Annotated in this window: 15 protein-coding genes; 13 read left to right on the top strand and 2 right to left on the bottom strand. The window is 37.0% G+C overall.

All coding sequences use genetic code 11. The features are described from left to right. Positions 1-63: 63 nt before the first annotated feature. From nuoD to ACM6F9_RS20065, 13 genes are all read left to right on the top strand, one after another. On the top strand, positions 64-1287 hold the full coding sequence (nuoD, locus tag ACM6F9_RS20005) for an NADH dehydrogenase (quinone) subunit D (RefSeq protein ID WP_414847307.1): 1224 nt from the start codon (positions 64-66) through the stop codon (positions 1285-1287). Between the two features lie 105 nt (positions 1288-1392). Beyond that, the gene (nuoE, locus tag ACM6F9_RS20010; RefSeq protein ID WP_034693429.1) at positions 1393-1902 is read left to right on the top strand and encodes a complex I 24 kDa subunit family protein; all 510 of its coding nucleotides are present in this window, start codon (positions 1393-1395) and stop codon (positions 1900-1902) included. Between the two features lie 110 nt (positions 1903-2012). After that, on the top strand, positions 2013-3371 hold the full coding sequence (gene nuoF, locus ACM6F9_RS20015) for an NADH-quinone oxidoreductase subunit NuoF (protein WP_414847308.1): 1359 nt from the start codon (positions 2013-2015) through the stop codon (positions 3369-3371). 5 nt (positions 3372-3376) lie between these two features. Next, positions 3377-4252: a hypothetical protein gene (locus ACM6F9_RS20020; RefSeq protein ID WP_414847309.1), complete on the top strand. Its 876-nt coding sequence runs from the start codon at positions 3377-3379 to the stop codon at positions 4250-4252. Positions 4253-4293: 41 nt separating this feature from the next. Then, a complete protein-coding gene (locus tag ACM6F9_RS20025) occupies positions 4294-5292 on the top strand; it encodes a 2Fe-2S iron-sulfur cluster-binding protein (protein ID WP_105703835.1) in 999 nt (332 codons plus the stop codon). Positions 5293-5390: 98 nt separating this feature from the next. Further along, positions 5391-6455, top strand: a complete 1065-nt coding sequence (gene nuoH, locus ACM6F9_RS20030; protein ID WP_105703834.1) for an NADH-quinone oxidoreductase subunit NuoH — start codon at positions 5391-5393, stop codon at positions 6453-6455. A gap of 151 nt (positions 6456-6606) precedes the next feature. Further along, on the top strand, positions 6607-7164 hold the full coding sequence (locus ACM6F9_RS20035; RefSeq protein WP_040996950.1) for a NuoI/complex I 23 kDa subunit family protein: 558 nt from the start codon (positions 6607-6609) through the stop codon (positions 7162-7164). Next, on the top strand, positions 7164-7661 hold the full coding sequence (locus tag ACM6F9_RS20040; protein ID WP_105703833.1) for an NADH-quinone oxidoreductase subunit J: 498 nt from the start codon (positions 7164-7166) through the stop codon (positions 7659-7661). Before ACM6F9_RS20035 ends, ACM6F9_RS20040 begins: the two co-directional genes overlap by 1 nt. Positions 7662-7665: 4 nt before the next feature. Beyond that, the gene (nuoK, locus tag ACM6F9_RS20045; RefSeq protein WP_414847310.1) at positions 7666-7995 is read left to right on the top strand and encodes an NADH-quinone oxidoreductase subunit NuoK; all 330 of its coding nucleotides are present in this window, start codon (positions 7666-7668) and stop codon (positions 7993-7995) included. Between the two features lie 2 nt (positions 7996-7997). Beyond that, the gene (gene nuoL, locus ACM6F9_RS20050) at positions 7998-9911 is read left to right on the top strand and encodes an NADH-quinone oxidoreductase subunit L (RefSeq protein WP_414847311.1); all 1914 of its coding nucleotides are present in this window, start codon (positions 7998-8000) and stop codon (positions 9909-9911) included. A gap of 2 nt (positions 9912-9913) precedes the next feature. Beyond that, entirely contained in the window at positions 9914-11407 is a 1494-nt protein-coding gene (locus ACM6F9_RS20055; RefSeq protein ID WP_414847312.1) for a complex I subunit 4 family protein, read from the top strand. Positions 11408-11423: 16 nt separating this feature from the next. Next, on the top strand, positions 11424-12803 hold the full coding sequence (locus ACM6F9_RS20060) for an NADH-quinone oxidoreductase subunit N (RefSeq protein WP_414847313.1): 1380 nt from the start codon (positions 11424-11426) through the stop codon (positions 12801-12803). A 277-nt stretch (positions 12804-13080) separates the two neighbouring features. Then, complete coding sequence (locus ACM6F9_RS20065) at positions 13081-15393, top strand: GAF domain-containing protein (RefSeq protein WP_414847314.1); 2313 nt, start codon at positions 13081-13083, stop codon at positions 15391-15393. A gap of 8 nt (positions 15394-15401) precedes the next feature. Here ACM6F9_RS20065 and ACM6F9_RS20070 read toward each other — a convergent pair whose 3' ends face one another. Both ACM6F9_RS20070 and ACM6F9_RS20075 read right to left on the bottom strand, forming a co-directional pair. Continuing rightward, positions 15402-16325 (bottom strand): bestrophin family protein, encoded by a 924-nt coding sequence (locus ACM6F9_RS20070; protein ID WP_414847315.1) that lies wholly within the window; start codon positions 16323-16325, stop codon positions 15402-15404. Positions 16326-16341: 16 nt separating this feature from the next. Continuing rightward, positions 16342-17517, bottom strand: coding sequence for a Pycsar system effector family protein (locus ACM6F9_RS20075; RefSeq protein WP_414847316.1), 1176 nt, complete (start codon positions 17515-17517; stop codon positions 16342-16344). Positions 17518-17540 lie beyond the last annotated feature (23 nt).

Raw genomic sequence — 17540 nt, forward strand, 5'->3', positions numbered from 1 at the left:
TGATAAATGATGATAGATAAATGATTATCGATTATCAACTATCAATTATCAATTATAATACTTATGAAAGATAACTCATTATCTAATATACTAAACCAGTACGAAAGTAAGGAACAGATTGACGGACAATTATATACCCTGAATCTAGGACCTACCCACCCTGCTACTCACGGGATTTTCCAGAATATCTTAACGATGGACGGAGAAAGAATTCTTCATGCAGAGCAAACAGTAGGATATATCCACAGAGCATTTGAGAAAATTTCTGAAAGAAGAAACTACTCTCAGATCACTACCCTTACAGACCGTATGAATTACTGTTCTGCACCCATCAATAACTTAGGTTGGCACATGACAGTAGAAAAGCTGATTGGCGTAAAAGTCCCAAAACGTGTAGACTATATGCGTGTTATCTTGATGGAGCTTGCCAGAATCGGTGACCACCTGATCTGTAACGGAGTAACCGGAATGGACTCAGGAGCTATTACAGGTCTTACTTATATGTTCATCGAAAGAGAACGTATTTATGACATGTATGAGCAGATCTGCGGAGCCAGAATGACGACCAATATGGGAAGAATCGGAGGATTTGAAAGAGATTTCACTCCTAAGTTTCATGAGTTATTAAAAGATTTCTTAAATACTTTCCCGGCAAGGTTTAAAGAATTCGGTACTTTATTAGAAAGAAACAGAATTTTTATGGACAGAACCATCGGGACAGGAGCTATTTCTGCCGAAAGAGCTTTAAGCTATGGTTTCACAGGTCCCAACTTACGTGCAGCAGGAGTAGATTACGATGTAAGAGTTGCACAGCCTTATTCCTCATACGAAGATTTCGACTTCATTATTCCTGTAGGAACTTCAGGAGATACTTACGACCGTTTCATGGTTCGTCAACAGGAAATCTGGGAATCACTTAAAATTATCAAACAAGCATACGAAAATCTTCCGGAAGGACCATTCCATGCGGATGTTCCTGATTTTTATCTTCCTGAAAAGGCAGATGTATATCAAAAAATGGAAGCATTGATCTACCATTTCAAAATCGTAATGGGAGAAACTGATGTACCGAAAGGAGAAGTATATCATGCTGTAGAAGGAGGAAACGGAGAATTAGGTTTCTATCTTGTAAGTGATGGAGGAAGAGCCCCTTACAGACTTCACTTCAGAAGACCATGTTTCATCTACTATCAGGCATATCCTGAAATGATTACAGGTTCTGTAATCTCAGATGCCATTGTAACGATGTGTAGCATGAATATTATTGCGGGAGAATTAGACGCATAAAAAAGAAGATGTCAGACATCAGATTTCAGATGTTAGACTCTTCGCTTTATATATAAATTTAAAATCTGATGTCTGAAATCTGGCATCTGAAATCTTAGATAAAAAATGAGCGAAACAATAGCTTTTAAACCGGAAAGTTTAGCACAGGTACACAAAATTATCGCAAGATATCCTGAAGGAAGACAGAAATCTGCTCTTCTTCCTGTACTTCACCTGGCACAGAAAGAATTCGGAGGATGGTTAGATGTTCCTGTGATGGATTATGTTGCAGGATTATTGAGTATCCAGCCGATCGAAGTATATGAAGTGGCTACTTTCTATACCATGTTCAATATGAAGCCGGTAGGTAAATATGTGTTGGAAGTTTGCAGAACAGGACCTTGTATGGTTTGTGGAAGCGAAAAAATTCTGGATCATATCAGAACCAAACTGAACATTAAAGACGGAGAAACTACTGAAGACGGTATGTTTACATTAAAGCCAGCTGAATGTCTTGGAGCATGCGGATATGCACCAATGCTGCAGCTTGGAAAATTCTTTCATGAAAATTTAACGATAGAAAAAGTAGATGAAATCCTTGATCTTTGCAGACAGGGACAAGTTGCTTTAGACTAATAAAAATTTTGAATCCTTGATGTTGAATTTTGGATTTAAACTTAGTTAATTTTTTTAATAATTATAAAAAGCTAGAAGTCAAAAGCCTATAGCTAAAAGCATAATAAACAATGAGTAAAAAACTTTTACTTAAAGACGCACATATAGAAGGTATTCGCTACTTTGAAACGTACCGTAAACAGGGAGGTTATACAGCAGCTGAAAAAGCCTTGAAGATGACTCCTGACGAAATTCTTGAAGAAGTAAAAGCTTCAGGACTGAGAGGTCGTGGTGGAGCTGGATTCCCAACAGGAATGAAATGGAGCTTTTTGGCAAAGCCGGAAGGCGTTCCAAGACACCTTGTTGTGAATGCGGATGAATCTGAGCCTGGAACATTCAAGGACAGATATCTGATGGAGTTCCTTCCTCATTTATTGATCGAAGGAATGCTAATTTCTTCTTACTGTTTAGGTTCCAATACTTCTTATATCTACATCCGTGGAGAATATTCATGGATTCCGGATATCCTTGAAGAAGCCATTGAAGAAGCTAAAGCAGCAGGATTTTTAGGTAAAAATATTTTAGGAACTGGTTTCGACTGTGAAATCTATGTACAGAGAGGTGGTGGAGCATACATCTGCGGTGAAGAAACTGCATTGCTGGAATCCCTTGAAGGAAAAAGAGGTAACCCAAGATTAAAACCGCCATTCCCGGCTGTAAAAGGGCTATGGGAAAGACCAACGGTAGTAAATAACGTTGAATCTATTGCGGCAATCGTTCCAATCATTGATATTACAGGTGCTGAGTATGCTAAAATAGGTGTTGGAAGATCTACAGGAACGAAATTGATTTCTGCTTGTGGAAATATCAACAAACCTGGTGTATACGAGATCGATATGACGATCACGGTGGAAGAATTTATCTACTCTGATGAATATTGTGGTGGTATTAAAGACGGTAAAAAATTAAAGGCTTGTATTCCTGGAGGAAGTTCTGTTCCGATTGTTCCTGCAAATCTATTGCTGAGAACCGTGAACGGAGAGCCAAGATATATGAACTATGAATCATTGGCAGATGGTGGTTTTGCTACCGGAACTATGATGGGTTCAGGAGGTTTCATCGTTTTGGATGAAGACCAGTGTATTGTAGATCACACCATGACTTTGGCAAGATTCTACAACCACGAAAGCTGCGGACAATGTACTCCTTGCCGTGAAGGAACAGGATGGATGTACAAGATTTTAAAGAAAATCGAGAAAGGAGAAGGAAAAATGGAAGATATCGATCTGCTTTGGGATATCCAGAGAAAAATCGAAGGAAATACAATTTGTCCATTGGGTGATGCAGCAGCTTGGCCGGTTGCAGCAGCAATCCGTCACTTCAGAGATGAATTTGAGTGGCATATCAAAAACCCAGAATTGTCTCAGACACAAAATTATGGATTGGCACATTATGCGGATCCTATCCCTGCTGTAGAAAAGAATGCATAGGTAACATGAAAAAATTGTTGGTTGTCGGCTTAATGATGTCGAGTTTTGTTTTCGGACAAAATAAAGAAAAGGATACTTTAATAGATAGAAGTTCAGATAAAGGAGCATTGGTTTCCAGAAAGAAGCCTGAACCTTTAAGCAAAAAGGGGCAAATGTTCGTTTTCTTTGGATGGAACAGAGCAGCGTTCAGTAATTCTGATATCCGTTTCACAGGAAATGGCTATGATTTTCAGCTGAATAATGTATCTGCACAGGACAGACCTACCAAGTTTGGTATTGTTTATATCAACCCGGGATGGTTTACTGTAGTTCAGTACAACTTTAGAGCAGGTTATTTTATTAAAGATAATTTAGCTTTAGTTTTAGGGATTGACCACATGAAATATGTGATGGATCAAAACCAGACAGTTAATTTTAAAGGTCATATTTCAGATCCTGAATATGCCGGAATGGTACAGAACGGACAGGTAAACCTGGCAGATGAGAAGTTCCTTACTTTTGAACATACAGATGGACTTAACTATGAAAACTTAGGTCTTGAAAGATATCAGAATCTTATCAACAAAAAAAATGTTGACTTGGTTTGGTCTTATGGAGCCGGAATCGGATTCATGTTCCCGAAAAGTAATGTAAAGCTTTTTGGAAATGAAAGAAGTGACCGTTTTCACGTAGCAGGTCTTGGAACCGACTTAAGAGCCAGTCTTAACCTTGTTCTTTGGGATCACGTAATGGTAAGATTAGAAGGAAAAGCAGGTTATATCAATATGTGGGATATTAAAACTACATTGAATAACAAGCCGGACAAGGCCCAACAGGATTTCGTTTTCGGACAGGTCCTTGCAGGAATTGGATATACATTTAATACTAAGAAATATAAATAACAAAGCCTATTGCTTAATGCATAAAGCTTAAAGCATACAATATGAGCGAAGAAGTTAAAAAATTCACAATAACTATAGACGGACAGACTACCGAAGTTCTGCCTGGTACTTCTATCTTGGAAGCTGCTAGACAAATCGGTGGAAAATCTGTACCTCCTGCAATGTGTTACTACAGTAAACTAGAAACCAGTGGGGGTAGATGTAGAACTTGTCTGGTAGAAGTTTCTAAAGGATCTGAAGCAGATCCGCGCCCTATGCCAAAATTAGTAGCAAGCTGCAGAACTAATGTAATGGACGGTATGGAAGTAAAAAATCTTACTTCTGAGAAAGCTCAGGAAGGAAGAAAAGCGGTTACCGAATTCTTATTGGTAAATCACCCGCTGGACTGCCCTGTCTGTGATCAGGCCGGAGAATGTCATCTTCAAGACTTAGGGTATGAGCATGGTGTAGACAGTACAAGAACAGAATTCGAAAGAAATACTTACGAAGCTGATGATCTTGGACCCAACATCAAATTAAATATGAACCGTTGTATTCTTTGTGCAAGATGCGTACTGACAGCTAACCAGCTTACAGAAACAAGAGAACACGGTATTCTTTTCAGAGGAGATCACGCGGAAATTTCAACCTATTTAAATAAAGCTTTAGACAATGACTTCATTGGAAACGTTATCGACGTTTGTCCTGTAGGAGCATTAACAGACAGAACAGCTCGTTTTGCAAGCAGAGTATGGTTTACAAAACCTATGAACGCTTCTTGTAAATGTGACAAATGTTCAGGAAAAGCTTTAGTATGGATGAAGGGTGACGAAATTGTAAGAGTAACTGCAAGAAAAGACCAGTGGGGTGAAGTAGAAGAATTCATCTGTGATACATGCCGTTTCGAAAGAAAAGCATTATCAGACTGGAATATCGAAGGTCCTAGACATATCGACAGACATTCTGTAATTTCATTGAACCACTACGAAAAACCAAAGGATGAGCTAAGAGTTTTAGACAATCCAATGGCTAAAGAAATCAGTGAAAAAGACGAAAAATAATTTTAATAAAGACAATTAGATTTCAGACACAAGACATCAGACTTAACCTCATATCTAGTATCTGACATCTCACATCTAAAAATCTTTGCAATAAAAAAATGGATTTACTTACATTTAAACTTATACTTGTATTAGCACTTTTCCTGCTATCGCTAACGATTGCAGCCTACTCTACATGGGCAGAAAGAAAAGTTGCCTCTATCATGCAGGATAGAATTGGTCCCAACAGAGCCGGACCTTTCGGATTACTGCAGCCTCTTGCTGACGGTGGAAAGTTTTTCTTTAAAGAAGACTTCACCCCTGCTAATGCAGAAAGGTTTCTTTTCGTATTAGGACCAGCTTTGGTAATGTTTATTTCATTGATTACAGGAGCTGTAATTCCTTGGGGTAAAAGTTTAAATATTGCAGGTACTTCTTTTGATCTTCAGGTAGCAAACATTGATGTTGGTGTACTTTTCATCATCGGTATGGCTTCCATCGGAGTTTACGGAATCATGATCGGAGGTTGGGCTTCGAATAACAAATATTCATTACTAGGTGCTATCCGTGCTTCTTCTCAGATGATTTCTTACGAATTGGCGATGGGATTAGCACTTCTTTCTATCATCATGATGACAGGAAGTTTAGATTTAAAAGAAATCACTGAAAGTCAGACTACCGGAAAATTATGGGGCGTTATTCCTTGGGTTTCAGGATTGAACTGGAATATTTTCTACCAGCCGATTGCATTCCTTGTTTTCTTTGTAGCTGCATTAGCAGAAACCAACAGACACCCGTTCGATTTACCTGAATGTGAATCTGAATTGGTAACAGGATATTCTACAGAATACTCTTCCATGAAATTAGGGTTATATATGTTTGGAGAATATGTGAACATGTTTATTTCCAATGCTTTTATGGTCGTTCTTTTCTTCGGAGGCTATAACTATCCTGGTATTGAATGGGTAACTCAGAACTGGGGTGAAAATGCTGCAGGAATCTTGAGCGTTGTAGCATTCCTTACAAAAACAGTAATCGGAATTCTGATCTTCATGTGGATCAGATGGACGCTACCTAGATTCAGATATGACCAGTTAATGCACTTAGGATGGAAAACATTAATCCCAATGGCATTGGTAAACCTATTAATTACAGGAGCTGTAATTTTAGCATTTGCAAACTAAGAAATTTGAAAATGAGCTGATTTGAAAATTTGATAATGAAATCAAAGTTTTATCTTTAGCGTATCATATTCAATCATCAATATTAAATAATTAAGATAACAGACAAGATTAGTCTAAAATCTAATGTCTAACATCTAATATCTATAATTAAATGAAACTTACAAACAGATCAAAAGTTGTTTCCAATAAAGAAATGACCCTTGCTGAAAAAATCTACCTTCCTGCCATCTTTACAGGGATGGGGATTACATTTAAGCATGCTGTAAGAACCGTGATAAAGGGTGCTCCCGCAGTATATTCGTATCCGGAAGTACAGAAACCAAGAACCACCATCTGGAGAGGCCAGCACGTTTTGAAAAGAGACGAAGAAGGCAGAGAAAGATGTACAGCTTGTGGACTTTGTGCGGTAGCTTGTCCTGCAGAAGCCATTACAATGACTGCTGCTGAAAGAACTAAAGAGGAAAAAGGTCTTTACAGAGAAGAAAAGTACGCTTCAGTATATGAAATCAATATGCTAAGATGTATTTTCTGCGGTATGTGTGAAGAAGCTTGTCCTAAATCTGCCATCTATCTTACAGACAGATTGGTAGACGTGGAAACCAACAGAGGTTCTTTCATTTACGGAAAAGATAAATTAGTTGAAAAAATAAATGAAAGGATTGATATCACAACAAGACAATCCGAGAAACAAAAAAATGCGGTAAAATAATGGATCAGTTTTTATTTTTCTTGGTGGCGTTTTTAGCAGTGGCAAGTGCTGTATATTTTGTATTTGCAAGAAATCCTTTATATGCTATTTTGTCATTGATTGTTACGATGTTTTCAATTGCCGGAATGTACATTCTTCTCAATGCACAGTTCCTTGCAATTATCCAGATCATAGTGTACGCAGGTGCCATCATGGTACTTTTCCTTTACATCTTAATGATGCTTAACCTTAATAAAGGAGACGAAAGTAAGAAGAACAATACTTTAAAATTTGTTGGAGTTTTTACAGCAGGTATTCTTTTAGTAGGAGTATTAGGGGTTTTCAGAGGAATAAAAGATAACCACATAGTTGTTGAAAATGTAGACAGAGGAGTGGGTCTTACAAAAAATCTGGGTAGACTTTTGTTTAATGAATATGTTTTACCGTTTGAGCTTGCTTCCATCCTAATTTTGGCAGGTATTGTAGGCGCGGTATTAATCGGTAAAAAAGATTTATAAAATTATGGGAGAAGTAAATACATTTATACAAAGCGTCCCTTTGGAATACTTCGTCATTCTTTCCTCAGTATTGTTCTGCTTGGGAGTAATGGGAGTATTGCTTAGAAAAAATGCTATTGTGATTCTGGGCTGTGTAGAGCTTATGCTGAATTCTGTAAACCTTTTATTGGCAGCTTTTTCAGCGTATAAAGGCAACGGCGACGGACAACTTTTAGTTTTCTTCATTATGGTGGTAGCAGCTGCGGAAGTAGCGGTAGGTCTGGCAATTATTGCTATGCTATATAGAAATACCCGTTCTGTAGATGTGAGTATATTTAATAAATTAAGAGGATAAGAATGGAGAATCTAGTATATGCAATAGTACTTTTACCACTTTTAGGGTTTCTTATTAACGGGCTATTCGGAAAAAATCTTCCAAAAATATTCGTAGGATCTTTGGCTACTGCAGCTGTATTCGGATCTTTCTGTATTGCGGTAAGTCTTTTCATGAATTTCAATTCTGAAAGCCAGCCTGTAATTGTAAAAGCTTTTGAATGGTTTAGAGTAAATGGTGTTCAAATCAATTTTGGATTCCAGATTGATCAGCTTTCATTAATGATGGTAATGATCATTACGGGTATCGGTTCACTGATCCACTTATACTCTATCGGATATATGAGTCATGATAAAGGATTCTACAAGTTTTTTACTTACCTGAATCTTTTCATCTTCTCCATGTTACTTTTAGTAATGGGAAGCAACTACCTTATTCTATTCATCGGATGGGAAGGTGTAGGTCTTTGTTCTTACCTGTTAATCGGATTCTGGTATACCAACGAAGAATACGGTAAAGCAGCAAGAAAAGCTTTCATCATGAACAGAATTGGTGACCTTGCGTTATTGATCGGTATCTTCATGATTGCTTCTCAAACCAATGCTGTAGATTATCTTTCTGTAGCAGAAAATGCTTCAAAATTTGAATTAGACGGAACAGTGATTATCTTTATCACAGCGAGTTTATTTATTGGTGCTACCGGTAAATCTGCTCAGGTTCCATTATATACATGGTTACCGGATGCGATGGCCGGACCAACTCCTGTTTCTGCGTTAATTCACGCAGCAACGATGGTAACTGCTGGTATCTATTTGGTAGTAAGATCCAACTTCTTATTTACTTTAGCTCCAACAGTACAGGGAGGAATTCTATTAATCGGATTCTTAACGGCTGCTTTGGCAGGATTCTATGCACTACGTCAGAACGACATCAAAAAAGTATTAGCATACTCTACCGTTTCACAACTTGGATTTATGTTCATCGCTTTAGGTCTTGGAGCCTATACAACAGCAATGTTCCACGTAATGACACACGCATTCTTTAAAGCATTGTTATTCTTAGGTGCAGGTTCTGTAATCCACGCTATGAGCAACGAACAGGATATGCGTTTCATGGGAGGTCTTAAAAAATATATTCCTCTTACCCACGCTACATTCCTTATCGGAACATTAGCCATCTCAGGTTTCCCTTTATTATCAGGGATGATCTCTAAAGACGAAATTTTAGTAGCAGCTTTCGCTAAAAACCCTGTTTACTGGGTGATCTTATTTGTTTTAGCGGCAATGACTGCAACCTATATGTTCAGACTGTATTATCTGACATTCGACGGAGAATTCAGAGGTACTGAAGAACAAAAACACCACTTACATGAAAGCCCGTCTAATATGACATTACCATTGATCGTATTGGCTATCCTTTCTGTAATCGGAGGTTTTATCAACCTGCCACACTTCATCGGTCACGGGCACTATGCTAAACTGATGGAATGGTTAAAGCCGGTTCTTACAGAACAAAGCTACAGCCAAATGGAAGCTACTCTTTCAGGAGTACCTTTCAATACTGAAATGATATTATTAGCAGCAACAATTCTGATGTTCTTCTCTGTTTGGTTCATCGTTAGAAACACTTACGTGAAAAAGAAAAAGATGGCTGTTGCAGAGGAAAGCTATACCGGATGGGAGAAACTTTCTGCTAAGAAATTATACGTTGACGAACTTTACAACGCATTGATTGTAAAAACTGTTGAAGGATTAGGACGCGGAGGAAAAATGTTTGATAAGGGTATCTTAGACCGTTTTGTAAACTTTGTAGGTGATGGTGCTGAAGACAGCGGAAAAGCTATGAAGCGTGTACAGAACGGAAATGTAGAGACATATATCCTTATCATGTCTTTAGCTGTGGGAATTATATTAATTGTTAACTTTTTATTACAATAATAATGTCTTGTTTATTATTAACATTATTACTTTTACCTCTAGTAGGTTCGGGATTAGTTTTTGCATGGAAGAGTAATTCCAGCAAATATTTGGCGCTTGGAATTGCATTGGTACAGATGCTCCTTACGTTCTACATGCTTTCGGATTTCAATTTTGGACCGACAGTAGACAGTAAGCTTCAGTACGAAATCACTTATCCTTGGTCTCAATTCATTAAAAGTTCTCTTCACTTCGGTATCGATGGGATGAGCATGCTTCTTTTAGTATTGACCAATATTCTGGCTCCAATCATTATTTTATCATCTTTCAATGAAAGTGTAAACTACAGAAATACATTCTACGGATTGATTCTGTTGATGCAGTTTGGTCTTGTGGGAGTATTCACTTCTTTAGACGGATTGTTATTCTACATTTTCTGGGAAGTAACTTTGATTCCAATTTGGTTCATTGCCGGACTTTGGGGACAAGAGAATAAAAGGTTTGAGTTCACGACGAAATTCTTCGTATATACATTCGTTGGATCATTATTTATGTTAGCCGGATTGATCTATGTGTACAATCACTCTGCATCATTCGCTTTAACAGATTTATATAATGCCCAGCTGAACGAAGTGCAACAGACTGTGGTATTCTGGTTTATTTTCTTTGCTTTTGCAGTGAAATTACCGGTATTCCCTTTCCATACATGGCAGCCTGATACCTATACTTACTCTCCTACTCAGGGATCCATGTTATTATCCGGGATTATGCTGAAGATGGCAGTATATGGGGTAATGCGTTATTTGCTTCCAATTACTCCGCTTCCGATAGCAGGGATTTCTGGACAGATCGTAATTATTCTTGCCATTGTAGGAATTGTTCATGGTGCTTTGATCGCTATTATCCAGACGGATATGAAGAGAATCATTGCGTATTCATCTTTCTCTCACGTAGGATTGATGGTAGCAGGGATCTTCGCTTCTGCAGTAGTTACTCTTAGAGGAACTTTCAATGTGGAAGGAGCTGAAGGAGCTTTGGTACAGACTTTCGCTCACGGTATCAACGTAGTAGGTTTATTCTACTGTTGTGATATTCTATATAAGAGATTTAAATCAAGAGACATCAGACAAATGGGTGGTTTAGCTAAAGTAGCGCCTAAGTTTGCGGTGTTGTTCCTGATCATTATATTAGGTTCAATGGGAGTTCCATTAACGAATGGATTCATCGGGGAATTTATTTTGTTGAAATCAGTATATGATTTTAATGGAACAGCAGCAGTAATTGCTGGTCTTACGGTAATTCTTTGTGCTGTGTATTTATTGAGATTCTACGGAAAAGCAATGTTTGGAGAAGGAGATGAAGCAGTTTTAAGTACAGCAAAAGATTTATCAGGAGTAGAATTTTCTGTATTGGCAAGTTTAGCGGTTTTTGTGATTTTACTAGGTATTTTCCCACAACCGGTAATCGACATGGTGAGTAGTTCGGTGAAGTTTATCTACCAATCAATGGTAAGTTAATTTGATATTTTAAGAGATGAGTGTTTTAATTATTGTTTTCCTAACGGCAGTTATTGCGTTATTTTCAGGAGTTTTTGAACAAGGAAAATTCGCAAGATACATTGGGATTTTGGGATTAATCATTGCATTGTATGTAAGTTTTATGCCGGAATGTTCGTTCTTCGACCATTACAAGCATATGTACGAGTACAGTGACAATACCGCATTATTCACTAAAATATCAATCGTAACAACTTTATTATTATTCTTCCTGGGAGGTTTTGCGTTCAGCAATCACAGAAGCCACCAGTCAGAATTATATGCATTGATGCTATTCGCATTATGTGGAGGGATTATCCTTTTCGGATATCAGAACTTAGTGACGATGTTCTTAGGAGTTGAAATCCTTTCTATTCCATTATATGTGATGGCTGGAGCTAACAAAACTGATCTTAGATCCAACGAAGCTTCTATTAAATATTTCCTTATGGGTGCATTTGCAACAGGTTTCTTACTGTTCGGAATTGCGTTCATCTATGGAAGTGCAGGAAGTTTTGATCTTTATAAGATTCATGATTTTGGAGTAGCCAATTCAGGGAATGTAATGTTCATCTTAGGAGTATTACTGATTCTTTGTGCATTGGCATTCAAAGTAGCTTTAGCACCTTTCCACATGTGGAGTCCTGATGTATATGCAGGTTCTCCATCATTAATCACAGCTTTCATGGCAAGTGTGGTGAAAATTTCAGGATTCTTTGCCCTATTCAGATTGATGACGCTTGGTTTCACTGGAGTGACTCATGAGTGGATCAACGTTTTAGGAGTATTCTTAATCATTACATTACTTTTGGCAAACGTTATGGGTCTTGCTCAGACAAATGCAAAAAGAATGTTGGCATACTCTTCAGTTTCTCACGCAGGATATATCGGATTGGTATTCTTCGGAATGACAAGCCTTTCTACTTATAACCTGGCGTTCTATTTATTTGCTTATTCTTTATCTACAGTAGGTGTTTTCATGTGTCTGATCTGGGTAGAGAAATTAAAGAGAGAAACTTCTTTCGGAGCATTCAAAGGATTGGCAAAAACTGAACCTTTATTAGCTACAGCTGCAACAATCTCCATGCTTTCAATGGCTGGAGTTCCGCTAACAGCTGGTTTCATGGGGAAATTTGCTTTATTCTCCCAGGCAATGAATGGTGCAGCTTTCTTAGTATTGGTAGCTGTGTTAGGTTCTGCCCTATCTATCGCTTACTATTTAAGACTGATTATCGCGATGTTCTTCTTTAAAGAATCAACATTCAAATCATCAGAAAAAGTAACACTTACTTACAATATCATTGGAGTAGTTGTTATTGTTTTAATTGTTATCCTTGGAGTTTTCCCAGATTTTTTTGCAAAAATGTTCGGATTGTAAAATCCAAACAACACAATATAAAAAGCACAACTTTCCGGTTGTGCTTTTTTATTATATATAACTGGAATATAAAATAAAAACAGACGAGAAAAAAGAACTGATGTATCTAAAAAGCAATACGATTTACTAATCAGTAATCCAATAATCTGTCTTTCTAAAAAAGAAAAAATACCTTGCAAAATTCCCTTAAACACAAGTGAATAATATACAATAAAATAAATTTTTCATCCCAACAATATTCTCCTTTTTTCATAACTTTACTCCAAATTTCCAGCTCTTGGCTAATCTGTATAAAAAAGACTCTCCTTTTCAAGTTTATATATCGTTCAAAAAGTATTTGGATGTTCTGGAGCATATCCGGTATAATGACAGACTGGAATATAGAGTCAACTATGCAGAGTCTCTGATTGAGAGCACCAGAAATTTTAAAGAGCTTAGAGAAGGCTTTCAGGATACAGCATTTCTCGAACAGCATGAAGACCTCATCAGACTTCTTCTTGCAGATCTTTTCCCAACAGGTCTTACCAGAAATGAAATAAAAGCGGCAAGCATTCCTCTTTCCAACATCACGTTCAATTATACCGAAAGGTTTAAAGACATCCTTAAAGATGCAGGAAAAGACTTCGAAATAGAACTAAGAAACATTTCAGATAATGAGTTTTATGTATTCTGCTGCTGTGTGATTCTTCAGAGCTATTTCAAAAAAGATATAAAAAGTACCATCCCATTATACTATGATATCCCTAATAAACAGGGAATCATGAAACATTATAAGATTACTGTTAATTCAGACTTTACGGAAATCATCCCTACAGAAGATGCCAAAATCCCATCTGATGATATTTTGGATATGCTTTTGGAAAACCTTGATGATTTTAAATTGTGGAAAAAATATTTCCCTTCGGAATCCTGGATACTGAAAGGATTTACCATCATTTCACTGGTTGACTGTACTTCTGAGGTGGCTCTATCTGATCTGAAATCAAGTATGATAGAGATTGATCCTGAAGATTTGAATCCCAATGAAAATCTGACGGAAATTTTCAAATCCTATTTTGATGTTTCGGAATTGAATTTTGGGCTGATGACTTTTAATAAAAAAGAACAGAAACTGGATAAGCTTCCCATTTACGAAAGTCTTCTTACGAATCATATCCTGGATTTCTGGATCAATGCATTTGACGAAGATACGCGTAAGAGTACGTTTAATAACTTAAATCATAATTCAAAACCAGTGGTTGTTTCCAATGTGAATAACCTGGATGAAAATGTAAAGCAGCTTCCTTCTTTTAGCATTTTAAAGGACAATAATGTCAACAGTTTCATGGTAATTCCTATCATGAAAGATGGTGAGCTCCTTGCCATTATGGAGTTTACGTCACCTATTTCCGGAAGTTTCAATGGTTTAAAACTTAAAAAACTAGAGTTTTTCACGGATATGGTTCTTTTCTCTCTGAACAGGTTCTACTTTGAGAAAAACTATCAGATAGAAGCGATTATCCAGCGTGAATATACTACTATCCACGACAGTGTAGTATGGAAATTCAGGAATGAAGCTGAAAAATATTTTACGGCCTCACTCGGAAAGAAAATATATACGTTAAAGCAGATTGCCTTTAAAAACCTGACTCCACTGTTTGGTGTTTCAGATATCCGTTCTTCATCGGAAAAACGTTATAATCTGATGTTGCAGGATCTTAATCAGCAGATTGAATGGCTTAATGAGATTTTTGTATTGACAAATTCCGATTCTGAAAAATTTCTGCTGGCATTGGATGTTTTTGAAAATGAACTGAATAATGAAATCAAAGCCGATACGGAACAGCGATTTCAAAGGCTATTAAGAGACGAAATTCATCCTTTTTTACAGGGAAAACTGGAAATAAAAACAGCAAGAGATATAAAGGCTAAAATCAAAGATTATTTTTCACATATATTCGCCCCTACCGACCTGTTTTATCATCACAGAAAAAACCTGGATGATTCTATTACGCTGGTCAACCGAAAACTGGCAGATATGCTGGACGAAAGCCAGGTAAAAGCACAGGAGATTTTCCCACATTATTATGAAAGATTTAAGTCTGATGGTGTGGAACATAATCTGTACATAGGCCCAAGCATCGCTCCCGAGCTTCATTATACCTCAAAAGTTGTTCACAAACTGAGATATTGGCAACTGAAAACCATCTGTAAAATGGAACTTGAATTTCAGTCGTTCAAAAAGTATCTTCCTGTACAGCTGGATATCGCTTCGTTGATCTTTGTGTATAATGAAAAAATAGACATCCGTTTCAGAATGGATGAAAAACGCTTTGATGTAGACGGAGCGTATAATTCCTATTACGAAATTATCAAAAAACGTCTGGATAAGGCACATGTCAAAGATTCTTCTGAACGCATCACTGCTCCCGGGAAAATCACCATCGTCTATTTCGGAATGGAAAACCAGAAAGAATACCTTGATTACATTTCAAAACTTCAGAAAAAAGGAGTTCTACAAAATGATATAGAATTCTTAAAGGTAGAGGATCTTCAGGGAATTACAGGATTGCTCGCACTGAGGGTTTCTTTTACGCTTCCCCAAGAATAGAAAAATTACTAATCCACAAAATAAGTATCCGGCTTCTTCAATTCCCCTTGAGGAATTCCAGCCTGTTCAAAAATAGAAAACTCAATCGTGCGGCAGATGCTATTCAGGGCGAGATCATTTTCTTCTTCACCAAAAGGTTCTCCAATCTCCTGAATAATGGCATCAAGAGCTATAAAGGTATAACTGATCAGCAAAACAATTAAAGGCATCATCCATCCCAAAGAATCTACCAGCCCGAAAGGAAGCCAGAAACAGTACAGATACACAGTACGATGTAAAAGAACGCTATAAGCAAAAGGTAACGGAGTGTTATAAATTCTCTCACACCCACCGGAAATATTAGAAAACTGATTCAGCTGATGATCCATAGAAGTCATCACGATGGTATCAATATTACCTTTTTTGTTCTGTTTATTAAGCCAGTCGGCAATAAACCCAAGAATAATACTGGGAATAAATTTTTTATGCTTCACCTGTTCCAATTGTTCAGGAGAAAGTAGCCGTTCAAGATGTTCTGTGCCTGTTTTATCTCTCAGCTGAAAGTTCAGAGACCAACTGAATGCAGAGATCAGTTTGATCATTTTTTGTTTTTCTTCCTGAGCATCGGGAGAAGAATCATTCACTAATGATAAGATTTGTCTCGTTAGCGATCTGGTTTCGATAACAAGTAATCCCCAAAGTTTTCTTCCTTCCCAAAAACGATCATAACTTGCAGAATTACAGAAACCCATAAATATAGCAAGAGCCAGCCCTATCAATGTAAAAATCGTAGGATTGAGATGTACTTTATAATCAAAGATTCTTCCTTTGAAAATATAGATAGCCAAGGAAAACAGCGTGATAATAGAGAGCTGAACAACAATTTTCTTCAATACGGATCCTCTCCATATAAATAACATTTTCAGCCAATTCGTTCGCTGTCTGACTATCATTTGTGTATATTTTTAATTAAAGACTCAGAAATGCCACCCCGAAAGACAGAACGGAAATAATAATCCCTGCCATAAAAATCTTATAAGTAATGGATAAAAGTTTGTATTTTCTGTTAAGAACTTTTCCAAGATAATACAAATCCTTCACCATAGAATCGTAGATATAATCTCTGTCTTTGATAAGATCTTTCATCGCATTATGATAGTCATCAAACAACATTTGCTGGAAGTTTCCGAAGAAAAGAAGATTCACTTTTCTGTTAACAATATCCTGAGAAGTAAATGTAGTCTTTGTTACATTCGGTTTTGTGGATAAAATCGCAAATATGATGGTCAGTACACTTGATAGCAATAATATAAAACTAGGAAGAATCAGGTGAGAATTCTTAGGAGCATCCAGCTTCGGAACCAAAACGGAAAGACATACTGAAATGATGATCGCGTTTACCGATAAAAGGATATTGGCTTTACTATCTGCGATATCACTTAGTCTCGTATGATTATTAAGCGTTACTCTGAATAAAGTATCTACACTTCTGTCTGATTTTTCTTTGTCTTTTTTACCTTCTGAACTTTCCTTTTTATTTTCCTTTTTCTCCTCTTCTTTTTCCAGTTTCTTTTCGATCTTTTTAATGTTTTTCTTTTTCAGGGGTTCCCAGTTTTCTTTAGCATAATCTGTATAAAAAGTATGCTTATTTTTCAGCATATCCAGATTTCCGGCATTCCACTCTTCATTGGAAAAACATCTTACATTGGTTAGCTCCCATTCTTTTCTCAAGGCATCGGAAATATCACTGTAATCATGACCTGCAAAATGGCTGAAATCTGCATCCTTTACAATTTTCTCCAGTAAATTCTGAGGTTCGTATTGTATTTTAGTAGCCAGAATCAGCTTTTCAACATCTGTAATATAGTTTTCCGGATAATTTTCCTGCTGTAAAAAAGTTTTCATGACTTCTACACTCCTCTCCTCATGATTCAAGGCACATTCTATATACCCCGTATCATGAAACCATAATGCTACGAGTACTTTCTCCTGATCCTCTTCAGAAACAGGGGTGTTTTTCATGATTTCCTCCGCCTTATTGACAGTATAGGCAGTATGGATAAAATTATGATAAAAATATACTGAAGATAACTTATCTTTGAATAAGATTTCAACATAATTTTTAGCTTTTTGTAAAATGCTCATCCCTGAAATTTTGTTAATGTAAA

Origin of the sequence: Chryseobacterium sp. IT-36CA2 (genome assembly GCF_949767875.1) — a bacterium.
GTDB lineage: Bacteria > Bacteroidota > Bacteroidia > Flavobacteriales > Weeksellaceae > Chryseobacterium.

What these genes read in the sequence shown, in the direction of transcription:
- ACM6F9_RS20020 (WP_414847309.1), top strand. Translation starts at nt 3,377, where the DNA reads ATGAAAAAATTGTTGGTTGTCGGCTTAATGATGTCGAGTTTTGTTTTC.
- ACM6F9_RS20060 (WP_414847313.1), top strand. Translation starts at nt 11,424, where the DNA reads ATGAGTGTTTTAATTATTGTTTTCCTAACGGCAGTTATTGCGTTATTT.
- nuoH (WP_105703834.1), top strand. Translation starts at nt 5,391, where the DNA reads ATGGATTTACTTACATTTAAACTTATACTTGTATTAGCACTTTTCCTG.
- ACM6F9_RS20070 (WP_414847315.1), bottom strand. Translation starts at nt 16,325, where the DNA reads ATGATAGTCAGACAGCGAACGAATTGGCTGAAAATGTTATTTATATGG.
- nuoF (WP_414847308.1), top strand. Translation starts at nt 2,013, where the DNA reads ATGAGTAAAAAACTTTTACTTAAAGACGCACATATAGAAGGTATTCGC.
- ACM6F9_RS20055 (WP_414847312.1), top strand. Translation starts at nt 9,914, where the DNA reads ATGTCTTGTTTATTATTAACATTATTACTTTTACCTCTAGTAGGTTCG.
- ACM6F9_RS20075 (WP_414847316.1), bottom strand. Translation starts at nt 17,517, where the DNA reads ATGAGCATTTTACAAAAAGCTAAAAATTATGTTGAAATCTTATTCAAA.
- nuoK (WP_414847310.1), top strand. Translation starts at nt 7,666, where the DNA reads ATGGGAGAAGTAAATACATTTATACAAAGCGTCCCTTTGGAATACTTC.
- ACM6F9_RS20035 (WP_040996950.1), top strand. Translation starts at nt 6,607, where the DNA reads ATGAAACTTACAAACAGATCAAAAGTTGTTTCCAATAAAGAAATGACC.
- nuoE (WP_034693429.1), top strand. Translation starts at nt 1,393, where the DNA reads ATGAGCGAAACAATAGCTTTTAAACCGGAAAGTTTAGCACAGGTACAC.
- nuoD (WP_414847307.1), top strand. Translation starts at nt 64, where the DNA reads ATGAAAGATAACTCATTATCTAATATACTAAACCAGTACGAAAGTAAG.
- ACM6F9_RS20040 (WP_105703833.1), top strand. Translation starts at nt 7,164, where the DNA reads ATGGATCAGTTTTTATTTTTCTTGGTGGCGTTTTTAGCAGTGGCAAGT.
- ACM6F9_RS20025 (WP_105703835.1), top strand. Translation starts at nt 4,294, where the DNA reads ATGAGCGAAGAAGTTAAAAAATTCACAATAACTATAGACGGACAGACT.
- nuoL (WP_414847311.1), top strand. Translation starts at nt 7,998, where the DNA reads ATGGAGAATCTAGTATATGCAATAGTACTTTTACCACTTTTAGGGTTT.